15 protein-coding genes and 3 pseudogenes are annotated in these 19,487 nt (G+C 73.0%); 7 read left to right on the forward strand and 11 right to left on the reverse strand.

Annotation, left to right across the window (positions count from 1 at the left end; all coding sequences use genetic code 11):
* Positions 1-27: 27 nt before the first annotated feature.
* Together ACZ7M2_RS14470 and ACZ7M2_RS14475 are read right to left on the reverse strand one after the other, a co-directional pair.
* Positions 28-2,112 carry a phage holin family protein gene (locus ACZ7M2_RS14470; protein ID WP_471595508.1) on the reverse strand — a complete coding sequence of 695 codons (2,085 nt, stop codon included), beginning with the start codon at positions 2,110-2,112 and terminating at the stop codon, positions 28-30.
* An 88-nt stretch (positions 2,113-2,200) separates the two neighbouring features.
* Positions 2,201-2,653 (reverse strand): hypothetical protein, encoded by a 453-nt coding sequence (locus ACZ7M2_RS14475; RefSeq protein WP_471595509.1) that lies wholly within the window; start codon positions 2,651-2,653, stop codon positions 2,201-2,203.
* Between the two features lie 85 nt (positions 2,654-2,738).
* Between ACZ7M2_RS14475 and ACZ7M2_RS14480 the strand changes: the two genes are divergently transcribed.
* Both ACZ7M2_RS14480 and ACZ7M2_RS14485 read left to right on the forward strand, forming a co-directional pair.
* Entirely contained in the window at positions 2,739-3,512 is a 774-nt protein-coding gene (locus tag ACZ7M2_RS14480) for an MBL fold metallo-hydrolase (protein WP_471595510.1), read from the forward strand.
* A 14-nt stretch (positions 3,513-3,526) separates the two neighbouring features.
* On the forward strand, positions 3,527-4,201 hold the full coding sequence (locus tag ACZ7M2_RS14485) for a DedA family protein (RefSeq protein ID WP_471596014.1): 675 nt from the start codon (positions 3,527-3,529) through the stop codon (positions 4,199-4,201).
* Positions 4,202-4,219: 18 nt separating this feature from the next.
* On the opposite strand, the gene ACZ7M2_RS14490 is transcribed toward ACZ7M2_RS14485, so the two are convergent.
* From ACZ7M2_RS14490 to ACZ7M2_RS14505, 4 genes are all read right to left on the reverse strand, one after another.
* Positions 4,220-5,380, reverse strand: coding sequence for an MBL fold metallo-hydrolase (locus ACZ7M2_RS14490; protein ID WP_471595511.1), 1,161 nt, complete (start codon positions 5,378-5,380; stop codon positions 4,220-4,222).
* Positions 5,377-6,624, reverse strand: a complete 1,248-nt coding sequence (locus tag ACZ7M2_RS14495) for an aminotransferase class I/II-fold pyridoxal phosphate-dependent enzyme (RefSeq protein WP_471595512.1) — start codon at positions 6,622-6,624, stop codon at positions 5,377-5,379. Before ACZ7M2_RS14495 ends, ACZ7M2_RS14490 begins: the two co-directional genes overlap by 4 nt.
* 94 nt (positions 6,625-6,718) lie before the next feature.
* Positions 6,719-7,753, reverse strand: a complete 1,035-nt coding sequence (locus ACZ7M2_RS14500) for a hypothetical protein (RefSeq protein WP_471595513.1) — start codon at positions 7,751-7,753, stop codon at positions 6,719-6,721.
* A 168-nt stretch (positions 7,754-7,921) separates the two neighbouring features.
* The gene (locus tag ACZ7M2_RS14505; protein WP_471595514.1) at positions 7,922-8,692 is read right to left on the reverse strand and encodes an ANTAR domain-containing response regulator; all 771 of its coding nucleotides are present in this window, start codon (positions 8,690-8,692) and stop codon (positions 7,922-7,924) included.
* 110 nt (positions 8,693-8,802) lie between these two features.
* Here ACZ7M2_RS14505 and ACZ7M2_RS14510 point away from each other — a divergent pair, with 110 nt between their 5' ends.
* Positions 8,803-9,930, forward strand: a complete 1,128-nt coding sequence (locus tag ACZ7M2_RS14510; RefSeq protein WP_471595515.1) for a PAS domain-containing protein — start codon at positions 8,803-8,805, stop codon at positions 9,928-9,930.
* A gap of 2 nt (positions 9,931-9,932) precedes the next feature.
* Here ACZ7M2_RS14510 and ACZ7M2_RS14515 read toward each other — a convergent pair whose 3' ends face one another.
* Together ACZ7M2_RS14515 and ACZ7M2_RS14520 are read right to left on the reverse strand one after the other, a co-directional pair.
* The gene (locus tag ACZ7M2_RS14515) at positions 9,933-10,727 is read right to left on the reverse strand and encodes an RNA polymerase sigma factor SigF (RefSeq protein WP_352044693.1); all 795 of its coding nucleotides are present in this window, start codon (positions 10,725-10,727) and stop codon (positions 9,933-9,935) included.
* Positions 10,728-10,917: 190 nt separating this feature from the next.
* On the reverse strand, positions 10,918-12,930 hold the full coding sequence (locus ACZ7M2_RS14520; RefSeq protein ID WP_471595516.1) for a hypothetical protein: 2,013 nt from the start codon (positions 12,928-12,930) through the stop codon (positions 10,918-10,920).
* A gap of 69 nt (positions 12,931-12,999) precedes the next feature.
* On the opposite strand from ACZ7M2_RS14520, the gene ACZ7M2_RS14525 reads away from it, so the two are divergent.
* Both ACZ7M2_RS14525 and ACZ7M2_RS14530 read left to right on the forward strand, forming a co-directional pair.
* Complete coding sequence (locus tag ACZ7M2_RS14525; RefSeq protein ID WP_471595517.1) at positions 13,000-13,188, forward strand: DUF2795 domain-containing protein; 189 nt, start codon at positions 13,000-13,002, stop codon at positions 13,186-13,188.
* 4 nt (positions 13,189-13,192) lie between these two features.
* Positions 13,193-13,576 (forward strand): annotated as a pseudogene (locus ACZ7M2_RS14530) (DJ-1/PfpI family protein); the annotation flags it as partial.
* A gap of 131 nt (positions 13,577-13,707) precedes the next feature.
* On the opposite strand, the gene ACZ7M2_RS14535 reads toward ACZ7M2_RS14530, so the two are convergent.
* Both ACZ7M2_RS14535 and ACZ7M2_RS14540 read right to left on the reverse strand, forming a co-directional pair.
* A complete protein-coding gene (locus ACZ7M2_RS14535) occupies positions 13,708-13,944 on the reverse strand; it encodes a DUF6158 family protein (protein ID WP_471595518.1) in 237 nt (78 codons plus the stop codon).
* Between the two features lie 217 nt (positions 13,945-14,161).
* Complete coding sequence (locus tag ACZ7M2_RS14540) at positions 14,162-15,781, reverse strand: ABC-F family ATP-binding cassette domain-containing protein (RefSeq protein WP_471595519.1); 1,620 nt, start codon at positions 15,779-15,781, stop codon at positions 14,162-14,164.
* Positions 15,782-15,960: 179 nt separating this feature from the next.
* Here ACZ7M2_RS14540 and ACZ7M2_RS14545 point away from each other — a divergent pair.
* Both ACZ7M2_RS14545 and ACZ7M2_RS14550 read left to right on the forward strand, forming a co-directional pair.
* A pseudogene (locus ACZ7M2_RS14545) lies at positions 15,961-16,542 on the forward strand (phosphatase PAP2 family protein); the annotation flags it as partial.
* Positions 16,543-16,693: 151 nt separating this feature from the next.
* Positions 16,694-17,515, forward strand: coding sequence for a class I SAM-dependent methyltransferase (locus ACZ7M2_RS14550; protein ID WP_471595520.1), 822 nt, complete (start codon positions 16,694-16,696; stop codon positions 17,513-17,515).
* A gap of 43 nt (positions 17,516-17,558) precedes the next feature.
* Here ACZ7M2_RS14550 and ACZ7M2_RS14555 read toward each other — a convergent pair.
* Positions 17,559-19,409: pseudogene (locus tag ACZ7M2_RS14555) on the reverse strand (transketolase); the annotation flags it as partial.
* Positions 19,410-19,487 lie beyond the last annotated feature (78 nt).

Raw genomic sequence — 19,487 nt, forward strand, 5'->3', positions numbered from 1 at the left:
CGCCCCGGCCCGCCCCCTGGCCGTGGCTCAGGCGGCGCGCTCGTCCGCGGTGGCCGTCAGCGGCACTTGGGGGCCGTCGCACTCGCGCAGCCAGCGCCGCAGCACGCGGTGCACCTGCTCGGCGCCCACGAGATCCGCGTCGTCCTCGACCGGCACGGACAGGGCCACGGGTGACAGCAGGAAGGGGCGCGCCTGGGCCCCACCGAGTCCGCCGTGCGAGCCGATCTGCTCCTCGAAGGCGAGGACCTCGCCCTCCTGCGGGTCGTACGAGGAGTTGACCATGATGTCGGCGACGTGCGGGAAGGCGTGCGTACGTCGTACGGCGTCGGCGGCGCCGGGGCCGAAGTCGGCGAGCGGGCCCTGGCGCGCGTCGTCGAGCTTGTCGACCGGTACCTCCGCGCCGTTCGCGCCCAGCACGAGTCCGCCGTACTCCTCGCTGCGGACCAGCACGAAGCCGACGCCGGGGTGGTTGGCGAGGGTGGAGAGCAGCGCGGGGTGGCGGCGGTCGATCTCCTCCCGGCTCATCCGGTGCGGCACGTCGGGGAAGGAGACCAGGCCGAGGTTGCCCGAGGCCAGCACGATGGGCTCGGAGCGGCGTGAGGGACGGTGCCGCTCGCCGCGCTCCTCGACGGGTCTGCGCAGCGCGGCCCGTACCGCCGCCCGCGCCTCGGTGCCGCTGTGGGTGCGCTGCGCCTTGCGCGGCACGGGCAGCCCGCAGCCGGCCCGGACCAGGTTGCCGAGGCTGAGACCGTAGCGGGTCAGGAAGGTCTCGCCGGGGCTCTGGCCGTGGTCCGACAGCACCACGATCCGGTAGGGCCGCGGGGCGTGTTCGGCCACCTTGGCCACCAGGGCGAGGGACCGGTCGAGGCGCTCCAGGACCTTCTCGGCGTCCCGGCTGCGCGGCCCGGAGTGGTGGGCCACCTCGTCGTACGCCACCAGGTCCGCGTAGACCGCGTTGCGCCCGGCGAGCATGTCGCCGATCACCGCGGCGACGACGACGTCCCGCTCGACGACGGTCGCGAAGGCCCGCACGAAGGGGTACAGCCCGCCGCGCTTGACCCGGGGCCGCCGCTTCTTCATGCGGGCCCACGTGGACTGGCCCATCTCGCGCAGCACCTCGGCGACGAAGGACATGGCCGTACGGACGGCGTTGGCGGGGTCGCTGAAGTAGGCGAAGTAACCGGAGCGGGAACGGTTCTCCCGGCCCCTTCGCGCGGCGATGGACAGCACCAGGGCCAGCTGGTCGGCGCCACCGCTGAAGAGGTTGCCGCGGCTGGCGCCGTCGACGGTGAGCAGGCCTCCGTCGCCGGTGTACTCGATGGCCCGGCGCTGGAGTTCGGCGGCGCTGGAGGGCCGGTTGCACACCATGACCTCGTGCGTGTCCTTCTCGTACCAGCGGAAGGCCGGCACGTCGTGGTTGCTGCCGTGCAGGATGCCGAGCTGGCTGGCGCCGGTCTGGCTGGACCAGTCGGTGCGCCACGGGGTGAGCCGGTGGGTGGGGCAGCCGCCCTCCCCAGGGCCCTCGAGCCACTGCGCGACGGTGGGCATCAGCCCCTTGCCGACCGCTTCCTGCAGCACGTCGTGGCCGACACCGTCGAGCTGGAGGAAGACGGCGCCGGGGGTCGAGGGCCAGGCCAGCCCGTCACCGCGCCTGCGGCGCCGGTCGGCGAGCCGGTAGAGCCTGCGCCGGTAGGCGTCGTCGTCACGGACGGCGAGGGCACCCCCGGTGGCCGAGGCGACCGCGGACATCACGGCGGCGACGACCACGGCGGTCTCGGGCGCGGCCTCGCCCTGCCCGGAGGGGTTGATGCGCAGGGCTATCAGCAGCAAGGACCCGTTCAGGAAGAAGACGAGCAGACCGAGCACGAGGGCGGGCACCAGGAGCAGCGCCCGTACGAGCAGGGGCCACACGAGCGAGGAGAGCAGACCGAAGACGGCCGCGCCGGCCCCGGCGGTGACCGCGATCCGCGTGGCGCTGTCGCCGTTGCTGGACTCCAGCTGGAAGTCGGGCAGCACACCGGCGAGGACGAGCATGGTGACCGTGGACACGGCCCACACCGCGATGCTCCGCCACACTCCGCTGAGAAGCCGTCGCCAACGCCTTCCGCCCACGCCCTGTCCACCTCACGTCCCGGCCCGCCCGGTGCGCGAGGCCTGCTCCCACCCTGTCACAACGGCCGAGCGGCCCCCGGTGTCCCCGTCAGCGGCCGTCGTAACCCGCGGTCGGCATCGACAGGCGGCGGTGGACTTGGGCCTTCATCTGGGCGTCGTACGACGGTTCCGCGCAGCCGACCGTCTCGATCCGTACGCCGCGGCGGGCGCATTCGGCGGTGAACTCGTCCACTGAGGCGAGGGCGCGCTCCAGGACGCGGTGGCTCGGCGCGACGAACAGGTCGACGAGGCCCGCCTCGACGTCCGCCCACAGGGTGCGGTGGTCGGGGCGCAGACCGCGGACGAGGAGCTCGCGGGTGACGACATATCCGCGCTCGGCGGCCCAGCGGGCGCACATCGCGTACTGGCTGCGGGAGTCCACGAGGAAGGGGTCCGCGTCGAGCTCCTCCAGGGGCGTCAGGCTCGCGATGGCCGTGACGCGGACCACGGTCGGCACAGCCGGCACGGTCGGCACTGCGGAGGCGCTGCGCGCGTGTCCCATGGCGTCCCCCCTCACCTCCGGGTTTCGCCGCCGACCCTACTCCTGCACGTAGGCTCGGGGGGAGTCGCACGGAGGAGGCAAAGAAGTGCCGGTGGAGATCACCTGGTGGGGGCACGCCACTTGCACGCTGGAGGACTCCGGCACACGCGTCCTCACCGATCCGCTCTTCGCGCGCCGGCTCGCGCACCTGCGGCGCAGGCGCGGGGCGCCGCCCCCTCCCGAGGCGGCGGTCGCGGACGTGGCGCTGGTCTCGCATCTGCACGCCGACCATCTCCATCTGCCCTCGTTGCAGCGGCTCGCGCCGGGCACGCCGGTGCTGGTGCCGAGGGGCGCACCACGTGTGGTGCCGGCGCTGCGCAGGCTGGACCATCTGCGGTTCGTCGAGGTGGCGCCCGGGGACCTGACCGAGGTCGGCGACCTGGTCGTACGTACGGTGTCGGCGCGGCACGACGGGCGGCGACTGCCGATCGGACCGCACCGCTCCCCCGCGCTGGGCTTCGTGGTGGAGGGCGAGGCGCGGACGTATTTCGCCGGGGACACCGGGCTGTTCGAGTCGATGGCCGAGGAGGTCGGACCGGTCGACGTGGCGCTGCTGCCGGTCGGCGGGTGGGGCCCCTTCCTCGGGGAGGGACACCTGGACGCGGGGCGGGCCGCCGAGGCGCTGGCCCGGCTGATGCCGAGGAGCGCGGTGCCGGTGCACTACGGCACGTACTGGCCCATCGGCATGGACAGCGTGCGCCCCCATGAATTCCATGCGCCGGGTGATGATTTCGTGCGCCTGGCTGGGGAACGTGCGCCCCAGGTGGCGGTGCACCGGCTCGAACACGGCGAGAGCGTGCGCCCGGAGGTCGCGCGGTGACGCCTCTGACCGCCATGGGCGCGGCCCCCGCGATATTCCTGTCCGCGAAGAGCACCACCCCCGCCCTGTTCCTGTCCGCCGCGGGCGCGGCCGTGTCACCGGAGAGCACGCAGCAGGCGATCGGCTATCCGTCGCTGTTCGTGCTGGTGCTGATCGGCGCGCTGGTCCCGGTGGTGCCGACGGGCGCGCTGGTCAGTTCGGCGGCCGTGGTGGCCTTTCACGAGACCGCGCCGTTCGCCCTGCTGCTGGTCTTCGCGGTGAGCTCGCTCGCGGCGTTCCTCGGTGACGTGGCGCTCTACTGGCTCGGCCGGCGCGGCATGAAATCCAAGAACGGCTCGCGCTGGCTGGAGGCGATCCGGGTGCGCGCCCCGGAGGACCGCCTCACCCAGGCCCAGGAGAAGCTGGACGACCACGGTGTCGCCGTCCTCGTCCTGTCCCGCCTCGTCCCGGCGGGCCGCATACCGGTGATGCTCGCCTGCCTGCTGGCGAAGATGCCCCTGCGCACCTTCGCCCGCGGCGACATCCCCGCCTGCCTCGCCTGGGCGGCCACCTACCAGGTCATCGGCATTCTCGGCGGCTCCCTCTTCGACGAGCCGTGGGAGGGCGTGGTGGCGGCAGTGGCCCTGACACTGGCGATCAGCGCGGCGCCGGGAGTGTGGCGGAGGGTACGCGGGACCGCGCCTCGGTAGGCACCCCCACCACCGTCGTCACCCCAGGACCCGAGAACCCCCCACCGCCAGATCCCACAGATTCCCCCGCTCCAGCCCCACCCGCTCCCAAGCCGCCCTCACCCGGGTCAACGGCTCCAGCACGGGCTCCGCGGACAGCACGAACGTCCCCCAGTGCATCGGCGCCATCCGCCGGGCCCCCACGTCGACGGCCGCCCGAACAGCCTCTTCCGGGTCGCAGTGGACGTCACTCAACCACCACCGGGGGTCGTACGCCCCGATGGGAAGCAGGGCCAGGTCTATCCCCGGGTACCGCTGTCCGATGGCCGCGAACCAGTGCCCGTACCCCGTGTCCCCCGCGAAGTACACCCGCTGTCCTTCGGGCGCCGTCAGCACCCAGCCGCCCCACAGCGTGCGGCAGGTGTCGGTGAGACCGCGCTTGGACCAGTGGTGCGCGGGGACGAAGTCGAAGCGCACGCCCTCGAGTTCGACCGCCTCCCACCAGTCCAGCTCGGTGACCCGGGTGAACCGGCGGCGCCGGAACCAGCGCCCGAGTCCGGCCGGCACGAACACCGGTGTGTCGCGCGGGAGCCGGCGCAGCGTCGGCGCGTCCAGATGGTCGTAGTGGTTGTGGCTGATGACGACCGCGTCGACGCGCGGCAGCGCGCTCCAGGCCATGCCGACCGGCGTGATCCGGGCCGGGGTGCCGAGGATCTTGCGGGACCAGACCGGGTCGGTGAGGACAGTGAGCCCGCCTATACGGATCACCCAACTCGCGTGCCCCGCCCAGGAGACGGCGACGGTACGGGTGCCCACCCGCGGCAGCGGACCCGGTTCGAAGGGCAGCTGTGGAATGCCGGCGAGCCCCTCGGGCCTCGGCCGCAGCGCCCCCTCACGGGCGAACCGCGCGAAGGCCCGCAGTCCCGGCAGCGGCGCGGTCAGCCGGTCGACGAACGACCGCGGCCACGCACGGCGCTCACCGAGCGGACGGGGTTCGGCGAGAGGTGGGGGCTCGACGAGCGGACGGAGGGGAACGGCCAGTGAGGAACGCCCCGCCGTGGGGGCCATGGAGGACGCCGGCTCCTCGGCGTCCTGCGTGTCCGTGGACACGGACGTGCTCGTGGGTAGGGACGTACTCGTGGATATGGACGTGCTCGGGGACGTACTCGTGCTCGTGGTCGACTGGGACTGCTGCGTCATCGAGGAGGCTCCCATCGCTGAGCGTCGTCACGGAGATCGTCGAACGCCGACCCCAAGAGGGTCAACGCGCGTTGCACCTGTGGCAGTTCCAACGGTGAGGGTGAACTGAGGCATTCCGCCCGCTCCTCGTCGGTGGCGCCGAGCAGCGGTCCGGTCCCCAACCGCACGCGCAGCGCCTCGAGGTCGTCCCCGAAGCGGTGGCCGCCCGGCGCGGGCATGCCGAGCCGGGCGGTGAGGAAGTCCTCCAGTTCCTGTGCGTCCCCGACGCCGAGGGCGGTCAGCGCGGAGCTCAACGGGCCGAGATCCACGTACAGATGCCGGCCGGCCTGCGGCGGCCGTGCGAGGGCACCCGACCCGATCACCGCGCGGTGCGCGGCGAAAGCCACGCGCGCGTGCAGGCGTACGGCGGCGGTCAGCCGCTCGGTGACCGCGTCCGGCTCGCCGAGCGCGTACGCGGCCGCCGCGGCGACCGGTTCGGCGACCCGGGCACTGAGCACGGTGAGCACGTCGAGGACGCGGGCGCGCAGTCGAAGGCCCTCGTCGGTGTCCGGGAAGCGGGCGACGGCGGCCGGCCAGCCCTGCGGCAGGAAGGCGCCCGCAAGGTCCGTCAGCACGGTGACCTCGCCGGGGAGCATCTCGGCGGGGCTGAGCAACACGGTGTCGTGCGGCCGGTGCAGGGTGTCGCGCCAGGTCTCGTCGCTGACCACGTGCAGTCCCTCGCCCACCGCGGCCTCCACGGTCTCGTGCACCACCTCGGGCGGTGCGACGGTGGCGGTGGGGTCGTCGGCGACGGAGAGCACGAGCAGGCGCGGGTCGCCGCCCTCGGCGCGGACCCGGCGGACGGTCTCCAGGAGTGCGTACGGATCCGGCAGGCCACCGCACTCCGCGGGCGTCGCCGCGTGGAACACGGACCGGCCCAGGAGGCGGACCTGTGGTGCCCACCAGGCGGCGCACGGGCGCGGCACCAGGACGTCGCCGCCGAGTGCGCCGGTCAGCGCGAGGAGCAGCGCGGGGGCGCCGGGGGCGGCGACCACCCGGTCGCGGTCGGCGGCCAGGCCCCGCCGGGTCCAGTAGCCGCAGGCGGCGTCGAGGAGCGCGGGGCCGCCGCCGGAGGGCTCGGCGTGGGCGTGGCCCGCCGCGTCGGCGAGCACGGCGCGCAGCTCGGCCAGTACCGGCAGGCCCTGATCGGGAAGGGGCGGGCCGTAGCGGACCGGACCGTGCCCTTCCGGAACCGTCCGCCGCATACGTGCCTCCGTGCAGTCCGTGGTGCCGTGCCCTGTCGTTACCCGGGCTCCCGCCCGGTCATGGGCGCCCGGTCGGGTTGCGCCCGTCACAGCGTCAGCGGTGGGAGGAGCCCTTTTGGCGCAGCCGGTGGGCGGCCGCGCCCAGCGCGCCCACGATCAGGACGCCGCCGGTGATCAGGGCCGGGACGGAATCGGTGAAGGTGCCGCCTTCGCCGCCCTGCACTCCGTACTGGGAACCGGTGGGGCGCTCCTCGGTGTCGTGCCCCGTGCCGGTGTCACGCCCGGTGCCGGTGTCGTGAGCCGCACCGGTCTCGCGCCCGGCACCCGTGTCATGAGGCGCGCCGGTGTCGTGCGTCGCACCGGAGTCACGACCCGTACCCGTGTCACGTCCAGTACCGGTGTCGTGCGTCGCACCGGTGTCGTACGTCGCACCGGAGTCACGACCGGCACCCGTGTCATGAGGCGCCCCCGTGTCACGAGGCGCACCGGTCTCGCGCCCCGTAGCCGTGTCACGCCCGGCACTTGTGCCCGTGCCCGTGCCGTTGCCGACGCCGTTGCCGATGCCCGTACCGGTGCCGGAGCCCGTACCGGTGCCGATGCCCGTACTGGTGCCGGCGGCGCGGGACACGGTGTACGAGGCGTTCCACGGCCGCTCCTGGCCACCCGGCGCGACGGGACACACGCCGTTGACGCCCCATTGGGCCTCACGGTCCCCGGCGACGGAATCGCTGCTGAACTGCTCGCCGGCCCCCGCTGCCGCTCCGAACCCACCGACCGCTCCGGATCCACCGACCAGTCCGGATCCACTGGATCCAGCGTCGGAAGTGCCACCCGCCGGGACACGGGCTGTCCCGCGGTACGAGGTGGCGCCGTCCGTCTTCTCGTCGCCGCCGGTGACCCGGTGCAACTGGACCTTGCCCCCCTCGAAGCCCTGGGAGTGGGCGTCGATGGACTCGGGCGGGGTGCCGCCGATCGCGTCGCACGTGACGGAGATGGAGAGGACACCACCGGGGCCCACGGAACGGGGATCGACCTCCGCGCCCGGATCCGCGGACGCGGCCGTGGCGGCCGCCCCCAGGGCGGCACAGGCCAGGGCGGTGGCGGACAGGACACGGACGGTACGGCACATGGGTCGGGCTCCTTCGGACAGACACTGTCTGAAGGGGGCACGGCCGTCGCGCCCCCACGCCATCACAGCCCGCCCCGGCGCGCGGCGCGCGCGGCCGGACACCATTCGCGCGACACGGACGCCCGAGCGGGTGACGTGGGTGACAGCGGCGGCTCTCGGCCGACCGGGTCAGTTCGACAGGGAGGCGAGCTCCCGTTCCAGGCCGCGTCCACGCTTGTCCACGACGGCCGAGGCCACGTCGGACAGTTTGCGCTGGGTCGCCTGCGAGACGCGGCGCAGTACGCCGAAGGCCGCGTCCGCGTCGCAGCCCAGTACGTGCATGACGATCCCGCACGCCTGGTCGACGACGGGCCGGGTGCGCAGCGCGGCGCCGAGCTGGTCGAGCTCGGTGAGCGCGGCCCGGTAGGAGCGGTCACGGACCAGGCAGGTGACGGCGAGGTCGCCGAGCGCGCGGGCGGGTCCGTGCGGGGCGTCCTCCAGGGCGCCGGGCCGGAAGCTGTAGAGGCTGAGGGTCACGGTCAGCCCGGAACGCCGGAAGGGAATCGTGACGCTGGAGCGGACACCCGAGTCGAGGGCCGTCGCGCGGTACGCCGGCCAGCGCTCCTCGCGCAGCAGGTCCGCCGAGTCGACGGGCTCACCGCGTTCCAGCGCGGCGGGGATCGGACCGTCTCCGGAGCGGAGTTGGACCGAGACGAGTGCGGCGAGGTCGGGGTGGGTGACCGCGGCGGGGCGTTCCGGGCCGCCCTCGGAGACCAGGCAGCTGGCGCCGCAGCAATCGGTGGTGCAGCGGGCGGCCTGCTCGGCGAGCTCCGACAGCCGCCTCCCTGGAAGCGTGGATTCCGGCGACCGCGTCCCCAGGTGCCCCAGTCGACCGCCTCGACCGTCTCGACCGCGCCGTTCGTTGTGACCGCGTTGCTCAAGTCGCCCCGCATCCAGCATGGTTCACCCCTCCTCCCTCCGCGCCTTCCCGCTCACCTGCGCGGAAAACAGTCCCGGTGGGTTACACCCCCGCCACACCCGGAACCAATCCTTCGGGTTACGTTCATCGCATGGCGCAGACGGACGAATTCGGTGAAGAACTCGCGGATTTCGTACGCCGCGTGGCGGAGCTCAAGGCGGCTCGATCGGTACCGGCCGACGACCTGCCGACGGTGCTCGACGCGGCGATCTTCGAACTCGACCACGTGGCCGGCCAGTTGTGGCCCTGGTACGAGAGGCTGTCCTCGACGGGCCCGTCGGGCGTCGCCTCCGTCGACCGCCAGGAGCAACAGCTCCTCAAAGCGCTCTTCCAGCGGGTGCCGTTGCCTGTCGCGCTGGTGGACCGCGAGACGGTGGTGCGCAGGCTGAACTTCGCGGCATCCTCGTTCACCGGCGTACGGGCCGGCTACGCGACGGGCAGACCGCTCACCGGGTTCCTCGCGCACGCCGACCGTGCCGCGTTCCGCTCGCAGGCGGCGGCGGTGGCGCGCGGCGAGGGCGACCGCAGTCTCACCGTGCACCTCCAGCAGCAGCCCGCGGTGCCGGTGCGGGCGACGCTCACCGCGCTGCGGCCCAGCGGCGAACCCCGCACCGCCGTCCTGGTCGTCCTGCAGCCGGCGGACAGCCGGGTGCCCTCCCCCGAGCGCGCGTCCGGCCCGGTACCGGACCTGACCGAGGCGACCCGGCACGCGGCGCTGATGGACCTGGTGGACGCCATGACCACGGCGCTGCTCAGCGGTCCGGTCGGCGATCCGTCCGGGGTACTGGAGCGGGCGGCCGGGGTGCTGCACGGGCGGTTCGCCGACTGGGTCGTGGCCGACGTGGCGGGAGCGGCGCGGCTGTACCGTACGACGGTGCTGGCACCCTCCGACAGCGTGGAGGGGGCCCGGGGCGTGGCCGCACAGGATCCCGCCGGGTGTCCGCTCGTCGTCGAGGCGGCCCGTGGCGGATCCACCGCGCTGCCGGTGCGCCCCGAGGATCCGGACGCCTTCGGCCGTGACACCTCGGGCGCCCCGATCCTCGTACGCGCGAACGTGACGTCGCTGCTGTGCGTGCCCCTGCCCACCGCATCCGGCCCCGTACAAGGCGTGCTGACCCTGTTCCGCAGCGGCGCCCGCCGGGCGTTCTCGATGGCGGAGGCCCAGGCGGTGGACATGATGTCCCGCCATCTGGCCCTGGCGATGAGCGCGCCCCGGTAGGGCTACGCCGCGTCGCGCATCACCTGGTCGCGCAGCCGGTGGCAGCACCGGCTGATCAGCCGCGACACGTGCATCTGCGAGATCCCGAGTTCGTCGGCGATCCGGCTCTGCGTCATGTCGCCGAAGAACCGCATGTAGAGGATGGTGCGTTCACGCTCGGGCAGGGCCCGCAGCCGGGGCTTGACGGCCTCGCGGTCGATGACGACGTCGAGCGCGGGGTCGGCCGAGCCGAGGGCGTCGCTGAGCGAGTAGCCGTCGTCGCTGCCGGAGACCTGGGCGTCCAGGGAGAGCGCGGTGAAGCTCTCCAGGGCCTCCAGGCCGGCCTGGACGTCCTCCTCGCTCATCCGGGCGTGCTCGGCGATCTCGGCGACGGTGGGCCCCCGGCCCGAGATGGTCCCCGAGAGTTCCTGGACGGCGAACCGCACACGGTTGCGCAGGTCCTGGACGCGGCGCGGCACGTGCAGGGTCCACATGTGGTCGCGGAAGTGCCGTTTGATCTCGCCGGTGACGGTCGGCACGGCGTAACTCTCGAAAGCGTTGCCGAGCTCGGGGTCGTACCGGTCCACGGCCTTGACCAGACCGAGCGCCGCGACCTGGCGCAGGTCCTCCAGGCTCTCACCGCGGTTGCGGAACCGGCCCGCGAGCCGGTCCGCCATCGGCAGCCAGGCCTCGACGATCTGCTCGCGGAGCGCGTCGTGCGGCCGGCCCGGAGGGAGCGAGGCGAGCCTGCGGAATGCCTCCGTGGTGTCGGGGGCGTCGTCGTGCGGATGGCGTTTCGCGCTCACTTGGTTTCGCATGATGCGTCGCAACTCCCTTGCAGGTGCCTTGGGTTGGACGGTCACCGTGGGAGCGCACGGGTGCGTCGAACGGCACACCCGTGGCGAGGACTTCCCCGCTTCCACGGACGTGCCTCCTGTCCGAAGCACTTGAATTCCGCCTGCCCCGGCCTGTGCGGGGCAAACACCCGCGCCTGTCGGCGCCTTGGGCTCAGGGAGGGGCGAGCAGGTTCTCGATCGCGGCGCGCAGCTCCTCGTCCTGGAGGAAGGCCTCGTAGTTCCGTTCCTGCGCCAGGCGGCCGTCGAAGCCCCGTACCGTCCGCAGTGCGGCGCGCGTCGCGGGGGTAAGGGTGCCGATCCGGGCCAGGGCTCGCAGCGCGTCTCCGAAGAGCCCGTAGTCGTCGCCGCCGTCGGCGATGGGCAGGACGAACTCCGCCAGGACGGAGATGCTCGGCTCGGGCTCGCCCGTGCCCGACCAGAGGGCGAGCGCGGCGTCGATCCGGCGAAAGCCGCCGGTGTTCTCCATGATGTGCCGCACCCGGTCGGCGTACGGCGCGGCCACGGGACCGAACTCGGTCAGCAGGTGGACGGGCCCGTAGTAGGGGCCCTCCTCGGTCAGCACCGCGTCGCCGATGAGCCGCAGCGCCGCCGTTCGGTCTCCGCCCATCTGCGAGGCGGCCCACGCCACGTTCCACTGGTATTCCGGCCAGTTGAGCGGCTCACAGGCGCGCAGGGCGGGCTCGGCGGACGCGGCGCCCGGCCCCATCGCCGCCAGCACCTCGACGATCGAGAGCGAGCCGCCCTCCTCGTCCAGCAGCGCCACGACCTCCGGCAGCGCGGGCAGCGCGTCCGGCCCCCACGCCTTCAGGACCTTCAGGAAGGCGCCGGTCAGCGGGCCGTGGCCGCCGTTGTGCCTCGCGTGGTGCCGCATCACTTTCCGCAGGTCGGGCAGCAGCACGTCGGCATGCGCCCGCAGCGGGACCAGCACGGCGTCGACGTCCGGAAGGCGCGGGTCGCTGACGCAGTAGCCACGTCCGTAGTGCTCCCGATAGGGCTCGTAGAGCCGCTCGACGAGCCCCGGCATCGCGCGCGGGTCGCCGATCCGGGTGAGCGCCCAGCGCGTGTAGTCACCGACGGTCCCCTCCAGACAGGGGGCCTTCCCCGGGTCGTCGAGCAGCGTGGCGAGCCGGTCGGCGTACCGGGCCGACCGCCGGCCGAGCACCGCCAGAAGGTGTGCCGCCCGCAGGCGCACGGGGTCGGCCCGGTCGTCCAGCAGCCGGCCCGCCACCGGCAGCAGCGCGGTCGCCGCGGACGGCCTGAGCACCAGCAGCCGCCATGCCTCGTCCAGCACCGCCTCGGACAGTTCGGTGTCTCCGGTGCGGGCCGCCGCGTCGGCCAGCCGGACCACGAAGGAGGCGGCTCTCCGGGCGTCGTGGTCGAACAGCTCGGCGGCCCAGGTGACGACCGCTGCACGGCTGAAGGGCTCCTCGACGCCCACCACGTACCAGATCTCCTCGAACCTGGGCCGTAGGGCGAGGTCGGAAAGTGTCTCCAGGAGCAGGTCGATCCACCGGACCGGCTCCTGCGGGTCGAGCTGCGCCCAGGCGATCACGGCCGCGACCTTCATGACGGGCTCGCCGTCACGCAGGACGCCGTCGAGCACCGCCCGCACCTCTTCGACCGACCGGGCATCCGCTTCCACCGCGGCGGCGGCCGTCCATCCCAGCCGCAGCAGCACCGGCAGACGCACCGCCGGGTCCGTCTCGGCCCGCCACCGCTCCAGAAGCGGTACGACACCGTCGGCGAGCGGGATGGCCTCCCGCCGCACATCGGGGTCCGGGTCCGCGAGCAGCGCCAGGACCGCACCCTGGTGGCGTCTCCACGCCGCGGGCCACCCCTCGTCCACCAGGTCCGGCCGGGCCGTCCTGATCGGGTGCGCGAAAGCCACCAGCAGTCCTACGAGGTCGACTCGTGCGCCCGACCCCGGGTCGGTGGCGAGCGCCACCACGAAGGGCAGGGCCGCGGTCGCGGCGGAGGGCACCCGGCCGTCGCCCGCGAGCAGGCAGGAGTACAGCGGGTAGCAGTACTCCTCCGTCGCGGCCCCGCCCGCGAGCGCCAGCCGCCGCAGCGCGCGAGGCACCTCCTCGACCGGGTGCCGGGGCAGCGCCGACTCGAGCCGGTCCCACGGCACCGCGTCCAGCGCCTCGAGCGATATCCCCGTCACTTCCACCCCCATGACCTCGGAGAACCGGTTCTCCGGCCGTCATCATGCCGCCTGGCGGTGGAGCTCGTCGTGCCGTTTTCCCGGTTCCTGAGCCGTACCGCCTTCCCCGCGGGCCCCCGCGACCTGGCCGACACCCTGCGCGACCAACATGCGCCCGACCCCCTGGTCGAGGCCGTGGAGCGGCGCCCGCACAAGGCGCGCTACGCCGCGGTGCACGAGCCGGCCGAATCGGTCGTACGCGCCCGGCACACACGGTGAACCAATGGCACCCGAGGCCGTCGAGCAGGTCGAGCTGACCGACCCCTGGCAGGCGGTACCGGACGCGGGCGGGGAGCCCGTCCTCGTGTCCACGAAGCCCGGCCGGATCCAGGCCTTCCCTCACCTCGGCAAGGCGGACACCTTCCCTGTCGACGAGGTGGTCGCCGACGTGCCGGCCGAGTCCTTCGACGGGCTCGTGCTGCCGGGCGGTGCGGCCAACCCGGACGCGCTGCGCCTCGACGAACGGGCCGTGGCGGACGTGGTCGACGGCCGGGTCCTCACGTCCTGGCCGAGTCCGCGCACCGACATCCGCAACGCGGGCGGCACCTGGGTCGACCGGCGGGTGCGGGTGTGCGAGCAGGCGCCCAACACCCTGATCACCAGCCGGGTGTGGGCGTCAGCGGCGGGTGCGGGCGGCAACGGGTGTGCGGACCGGGCGAGTTCGGACCGACGTCGTCACTCGTGCCCCCCTGACGCCCTTCTGACGCCCCGTCCCGTCATGTCGCCCCGACCCGTCGTTCAGCACTCCGCCGCGAGGCCCCGCTCCCGGGCCCCCTCGCGCGTACGGCCCGTGGCGACGCGGCGGCGCGGATGGCGGCGCAGGTACTCGCCCTCCAGCTGCGCCATGCGCATGTTGTGGGTCCGCAGGGCGTCGTTCGAACCGTGCAGCAGTGTGTCGTGGCGGGTGCGGTGGATCGACTCCAGCTCTTTCATCAGCTGCTGGTCGTCCAGCCGGTCCGGGTCGACTCCGGTCATGGTGGTACCCCGCTCGTCGTGTCCTGCGGCGCGGTCCGGGCAGCCGCCGGGCAGGCGCTGCCGTGCGCGGCGCCCGAGCGGCGTCCGGGAGGGAGCCGTGGATCTCGCCGTCCTCCCTCCACTCTACGAACTTCCGGGCCCCCGGTCCTCCGGGAAGCACCGGACGACCGGGACCGGGACCGAGTCCTGGCGTGCCCGGTCGTAGCGGACCCGAGTCCTACCGGGCCCGCTCGACGCGCCGCTCGTCCCACACCGGCTCCGCCGTCTCCCGGATCCTGCCGTCCGAGCCGAAGACCAGATAGCGGTCGAAGGAGCGGGCGAACCAGCGGTCGTGGGTGACCGCGAGCACCGTCCCCTCGTATGCCTCCAGGCCCTCCTGGAGTGCCTCGGCCGACTCCAGGTCGAGGTTGTCGGTGGGCTCGTCCAGCAGCAGGGCCGTGGAACCCTCCAGCTCCAGCAGCAGGATCTGGAAGCGTGCCTGCTGGCCGCCGGAGAGCTTCTCGAAGCGCTGCTCGGCCTGGGCGGTCAGCTCGTAGCGGCGCAGCCGGGACATGGCGGCACCCCGGTCCTGGGAGTGCTCGCTCCACAGGATGTCGAGAAGGGCGCGGCCCTGGAGCTCCGGGTGGGCGTGCGTCTGGGCGAAGTGTCCGGGCACCACGCGCGCGCCGAGCTTCCACTCGCCCGTGTGCGCGACGGTGTCACCGGCGAGCAGGCGCAGGAAGTGCGACTTGCCGGAGCCGTTGGAGCCGAGCACGGCGACCCGCTCGCCGTAGAAGACCTCCAGGTCGAACGGGTTCATCAGCCCGGTGAGCTCAAGTCCCTTGCAGGTGATGGCCCGTACGCCGGTACGCCCGCCGTGCAGACGCATCTTGATGTCCTGCTCGCGCGGCGGCTCCGGCGGCGGGCCGGCCTCCTCGAACTTCCGCAGCCGGGTCTGCGCCGCCGCGTACCGGGACGCCAACTCATGGCTGATGGAGGCCGCCTGCCGCAGATTCAGCACGAGCTTCTTCAGCTGGGCGTGCTTCTCGTCCCAGCGCCTGCGCAGCTCCTCGAAGCGGGCGAACCGCTCCTGTCGCGCCTCGTGGTACGTCGCGAAGCCGCCGCCGTGCACCCATGCGTCGGCGCCGGTGGGGCTCGGCTCGACGCTGACGATCTTCTCGGCGGCGCGGGACAGCAGCTCCCGGTCGTGGGAGACGAAGAGAACGGTCTTGCGGGTCTCCTTGAGCCGCTCCTCCAGCCAGCGCTTGCCCGGGACGTCGAGGTAGTTGTCCGGCTCGTCGAGGAGCAGTACCTCGTCGGTGCCGCGCAGCAGGGCCTCCAGCACCAGCCGCTTCTGCTCTCCTCCGGAGAGGGTGCGCACCAGTCGCCACTGCGCCTTCTCGTACGGGACGCCGAGCGCGGCCATCGTGCACATGTCCCAGAGCGTCTCGGACTCGTAGCCGCGTACCTCGGCCCAGTCGGAGAGTGCCTGCGCGTAGCGGAGCTGGGCGGCCTCGTCGTCCACGGTCATCATGGCGTGCTCGGCCGCGTCCACGGCCTTGGCGGCCTCCTGTATGCGGGGCGACGCCACGGAGACGAGCAGGTCCCGCACGGTCGTCTCGTCTCGCACGGACCCCACGAACTGACGCATCACGCCCAGACCGCCGGTCACGGTGACGGTGCCCCCGTGCGGCTTCAGCTCCCCGGACATCAGGCGCAGCAGCGTGGTCTTGCCCGCTCCGTTGGGGCCCACCAGTGCGACGACGGCCCCTTCCCCCACCCGAAACGACACATCGCCGAGCAGCGCCCTCCCGTCAGGAAGGTAGTACTCAAGATGCGCGGCTTCGAGATGTCCCATGGGGAGGCATTGTCCGGCCACCCGGCCCACGGAGCAAACGCATATCCCCTCCCCAGGGGCTCCACCCCTGGGAATGCGGGGCGAAGCCCCTGTCTCAGGGGCGCGGGGCCAGGTTCGGGAGGGGACGGGTAGGGGCGGCGGGGGCGAGGAAACGGCGGTTCGGCGGGTACGGGGAGTTCATGACCGTCACCCCGGACATCGACCTCACCACCCGCCCCCCGAACCACCACACCCTTCGCAACCACTTCCTGGCGGCCGACTCCCGCCTCTTCGAAGCCATCGCATCCCGCCACTGGCCGGGCTGCGACCCCCTGCTGCCCAAACTGAGCCGCAGCGCGAACCACGGCCTGCTGTGGTTCGCCACAGCGGCGGCGCTCACAGCGACCCGCACCCCCCACGCCCGCCGAGCCGCCGCAACCGGCCTCGCCTCCCTCACCCTCGCCTCCGCCACGATCAACACCGTGGGCAAGCGCTCGGTACGCCGGCCCCGCCCGCCCCTCGCCCCGGTCCCCCTGGCGCGCCGACTCAAGCGCCTGCCGATCACCACCTCGTTCCCCTCGGGCCACTCCGCGTCGGCCGCCGCCTTCGCCACGGGCGTGGCACTGGAGTCGCACGGCTGGGGCGCCGCGGTGGTGCCGCTCGCCACCGCCGTGGCCCTGTCCCGCGTCTACACCGGCGTCCACTTCCCGAGCGACGTCCTCGCGGGCGCGGCGCTGGGCACGGCAGCCGCGTACGCCGTGCGAGGCCTTCTCAGCCGCCGCCACCGACCGTGACCCGACCGGACATCTCACCCCGTCAACGCCCGCGCCCCACCACGCAAGTTGTCCATATACCAAGACTTGGGTCTCACCATGCGACATGCGGGCGTACGGTGATGCACAACCGACGAGACGACGCGAAGGGGAATCGGTCATGTCGAAATCGCAGGAGACCGCCGTCTACACCCACGGCCACCACGAGTCCGTACTGCGTTCGCACACCTGGCGCACGGCCGCCAACTCGGCCGCCTACCTGCTCGACTCGCTGAAGCCCCACATGAAGATCCTGGACATCGGCTGCGGTCCTGGCACCATCACCGCCGACCTGGCGGAACTGGTCCCCGAAGGCCACGTCACCGCCGTCGACCACGCCCCGGGAATCCTGGACCAGGCCCGCGCCGTGGCCGCCGAACGCGGCCTGGACAACGTCGATTTCGGGGTCGCGGACGTGCACGCCCTGGACTTCCCGGACGACACCTTCTGCGTGGTCCACGCCCATCAGGTGCTCCAGCACGTGGGCGACCCGGTGCAGGCGCTGCGCGAGATGTACCGGGTCACCAAGCCGGGCGGTTTCATCGCCGCCCGCGACGCGGACTACTCGGCGATGGCCTGGTACCCCGAGGTGCCGGGCCTGACCGACTGGCAGGACCTGTACCTGCGCGTGGCCCGAGCCAACGGGGGCGAACCGGCGGCCGGCCGCCGTCTCAAATCGTGGGCACTGGCGTCCGGCATCAAGGACATCACGGCGACGTCGGACACCTGGACCTTCGCCACCGACGACGAGCGGGAGTGGTGGGGCGGGCTGTGGGCCGATCGCACGCAGGCCTCGGCATACGCGGAGCGCGCCACGGAGGGCGGCCACGCGACCACCGCGCACCTGCGGGCCGTTTCGGAGGCGTGGCGGGAGTGGGCGCGGCAGGAGGACGGCTGGTTCTCCGTCCTGCACGGAGAGATTCTCTGCCGAAAGGAAGCGTGATCCGCCCACGGTTCTCTTGGGCGCCGGATTCAGCGGGTGCGGCTCAGCGCACGATCGCCGTCTCCACCAGCAGCCGCGCCGCCGCCGCGATCGACTCCGCGTCGATGCCCGCGGCATGCAGTTGCTCGGCGGGGGTCGCCGAACCCGGCATCGTACGGACGGCGAGGCGGACCAGGCGCGGCACCGGCCGGCCGTCGAGGAAGGCGTCGAGGACCGCGTCGCCGATGCCGCCCTCCTCGCGGTGGTCCTCGACGGTGACGAGGCAGCCGGTCTGTTCGGCGGCCTCGCGCAGGGTGTCGCGGTCGACGGGCTTGACCGAGTAGAGGTCGATGACCCTGACCTGGATGCCCTCGCGGTCGAGCGACTCGGCGGCGGCCAGCGCCTCGTGCAGGGTGACGCCCGCGGCGACGAGCGTCAGCCGGTCCTCGTCACTGGCGCGCAGTACCTTGCTGCCGCCGACGGGGAACTCCTCGGTGGGGCTGTAGATCACCGGGGTGTCCCCGCGCGAGGTGCGCAGATAGCGGATGCCCTCGCGGTCCGCCATCGCGGCGACGAGCTTGGCCGTCTGGTTGGCGTCGCACGGGTAGAGCACGGTCGTGCCGTACAGCGCCCGGAACATCGCCAGATCCTCCAGGGCCATCTGCGAGGGGCCGTCCTGGCCGATCGAGACGCCCGCGTGCGAGCCCACGAGGTTGATGCCGGAGCCGCTGATCGCTGCCATCCGGATGAAGTCGTGGGCCCGGGTGAGGAACGCCGCGAACGTGGTGGCGTACGGCACCCAGTCGCGCGCGGCCATACCGACGGCGGCCGCGACGAGTTGCTGCTCGGCGATGTAGCACTCGAAGAAGCGGTCGGGGTGCTCCTTGGCGAAGAGCTCGGTGCGGGTGGAGTCGCCCACCTCGCCGTCCAGGGCGACGACGTCACCACGGGCGGTGCCGAGGGCGGCGAGCGCCTGTCCGTAGGCGTCGCGGGTGGCGGCCTTGCCCCCGGTGTCGTAGCGGGGCAGTTCGAGGTGACTGGAGCGGACGGCGTGCAACACCCTTGCCGGGGGCGGCTGTTGAACCTCCACGTGCAGGTTGCGCACTCCGCCGAGTTCGGCGATCGCCTCCTCGGCGTCCGGCAGCGGTTTGCCGTGCAGGCCCTCGCGGTCCTGGACGGACTCCACGCCCTTGCCCTTGAGCGTGCGGGCGATGATCACGGTGGGCTGTCCCGCGGTGGACTCGGCCTCGGCGTACGCCCGGTCGATGGCGTCGACATCGTGTCCGTCGATCTCCACCGTATGCCAGCCGAACGCCTGGAACCGGCGCGCGTACGCGTCGAGGTCGTGGCCGTGCCGGGTCGGGCCGCGCTGGCCCAGCCGGTTGACGTCGATGATCGCGACGAGGTTGTCGAGGTGCTCGTATCCGGCGTGCTCGGCGCCCTCCCAGACGGATCCCTCAGCGAGTTCGCTGTCGCCACACAGCACCCACACCCGGTAGCCGGTGTGGTCGAGCCGTTTGCCGGCCAGTGCGACACCGACCCCGACGGGCAACCCCTGGCCGAGCGAGCCGGTGGCGGTCTCGACCCACGGGAGCCGCCGGGGTGTCGGATGCCCTTCGAGGCGGCTGCCGAGCCTGCGGAAGGTGAGCAGTTCGGCCTCACTGATGGCCCCGGCCGCCCTGTACGCGGCGTACAGGAGCGGTGAGGCATGCCCCTTGGAGAGGATGAAACGGTCATTGCCGTGATGCTGGGGGCGCTCGAAGTCATAGCGCAGGTGCTTCGCCAACAGGACCGCCATCAGGTCGGCCGCCGACATCGAGGACGTGGGGTGCCCGGATCCCGCGGCGGCGGCAGCGCGCACGCTGTCGACACGCAACTGCTGGGCCAGTTCCTTGAGTTGACGGGTTTCCATCGCGTTCACAGTGATGTTCATGACTCTCCTTCCGGACGGCTCACGAAGTCGCGGGGGGAACCGGCCACCCGTGCCGGTTCC

This window comes from Streptomyces sp. NPDC111507, assembly GCF_055638955.1.

What these genes read in the sequence shown, in the direction of transcription:
- ACZ7M2_RS14475 (WP_471595509.1), bottom strand. Translation starts at nt 2,653, where the DNA reads ATGGGACACGCGCGCAGCGCCTCCGCAGTGCCGACCGTGCCGGCTGTG.
- ACZ7M2_RS14485 (WP_471596014.1), top strand. Translation starts at nt 3,527, where the DNA reads ATGGGCGCGGCCCCCGCGATATTCCTGTCCGCGAAGAGCACCACCCCC.
- ACZ7M2_RS14490 (WP_471595511.1), bottom strand. Translation starts at nt 5,380, where the DNA reads ATGACGCAGCAGTCCCAGTCGACCACGAGCACGAGTACGTCCCCGAGC.
- ACZ7M2_RS14495 (WP_471595512.1), bottom strand. Translation starts at nt 6,624, where the DNA reads ATGCGGCGGACGGTTCCGGAAGGGCACGGTCCGGTCCGCTACGGCCCG.
- ACZ7M2_RS14500 (WP_471595513.1), bottom strand. Translation starts at nt 7,753, where the DNA reads ATGTGCCGTACCGTCCGTGTCCTGTCCGCCACCGCCCTGGCCTGTGCC.
- ACZ7M2_RS14505 (WP_471595514.1), bottom strand. Translation starts at nt 8,692, where the DNA reads ATGCTGGATGCGGGGCGACTTGAGCAACGCGGTCACAACGAACGGCGC.
- ACZ7M2_RS14510 (WP_471595515.1), top strand. Translation starts at nt 8,803, where the DNA reads ATGGCGCAGACGGACGAATTCGGTGAAGAACTCGCGGATTTCGTACGC.
- ACZ7M2_RS14515 (WP_352044693.1), bottom strand. Translation starts at nt 10,727, where the DNA reads ATGCGAAACCAAGTGAGCGCGAAACGCCATCCGCACGACGACGCCCCC.
- ACZ7M2_RS14535 (WP_471595518.1), bottom strand. Translation starts at nt 13,944, where the DNA reads ATGACCGGAGTCGACCCGGACCGGCTGGACGACCAGCAGCTGATGAAA.
- ACZ7M2_RS14540 (WP_471595519.1), bottom strand. Translation starts at nt 15,781, where the DNA reads ATGGGACATCTCGAAGCCGCGCATCTTGAGTACTACCTTCCTGACGGG.
- ACZ7M2_RS14550 (WP_471595520.1), top strand. Translation starts at nt 16,694, where the DNA reads ATGTCGAAATCGCAGGAGACCGCCGTCTACACCCACGGCCACCACGAG.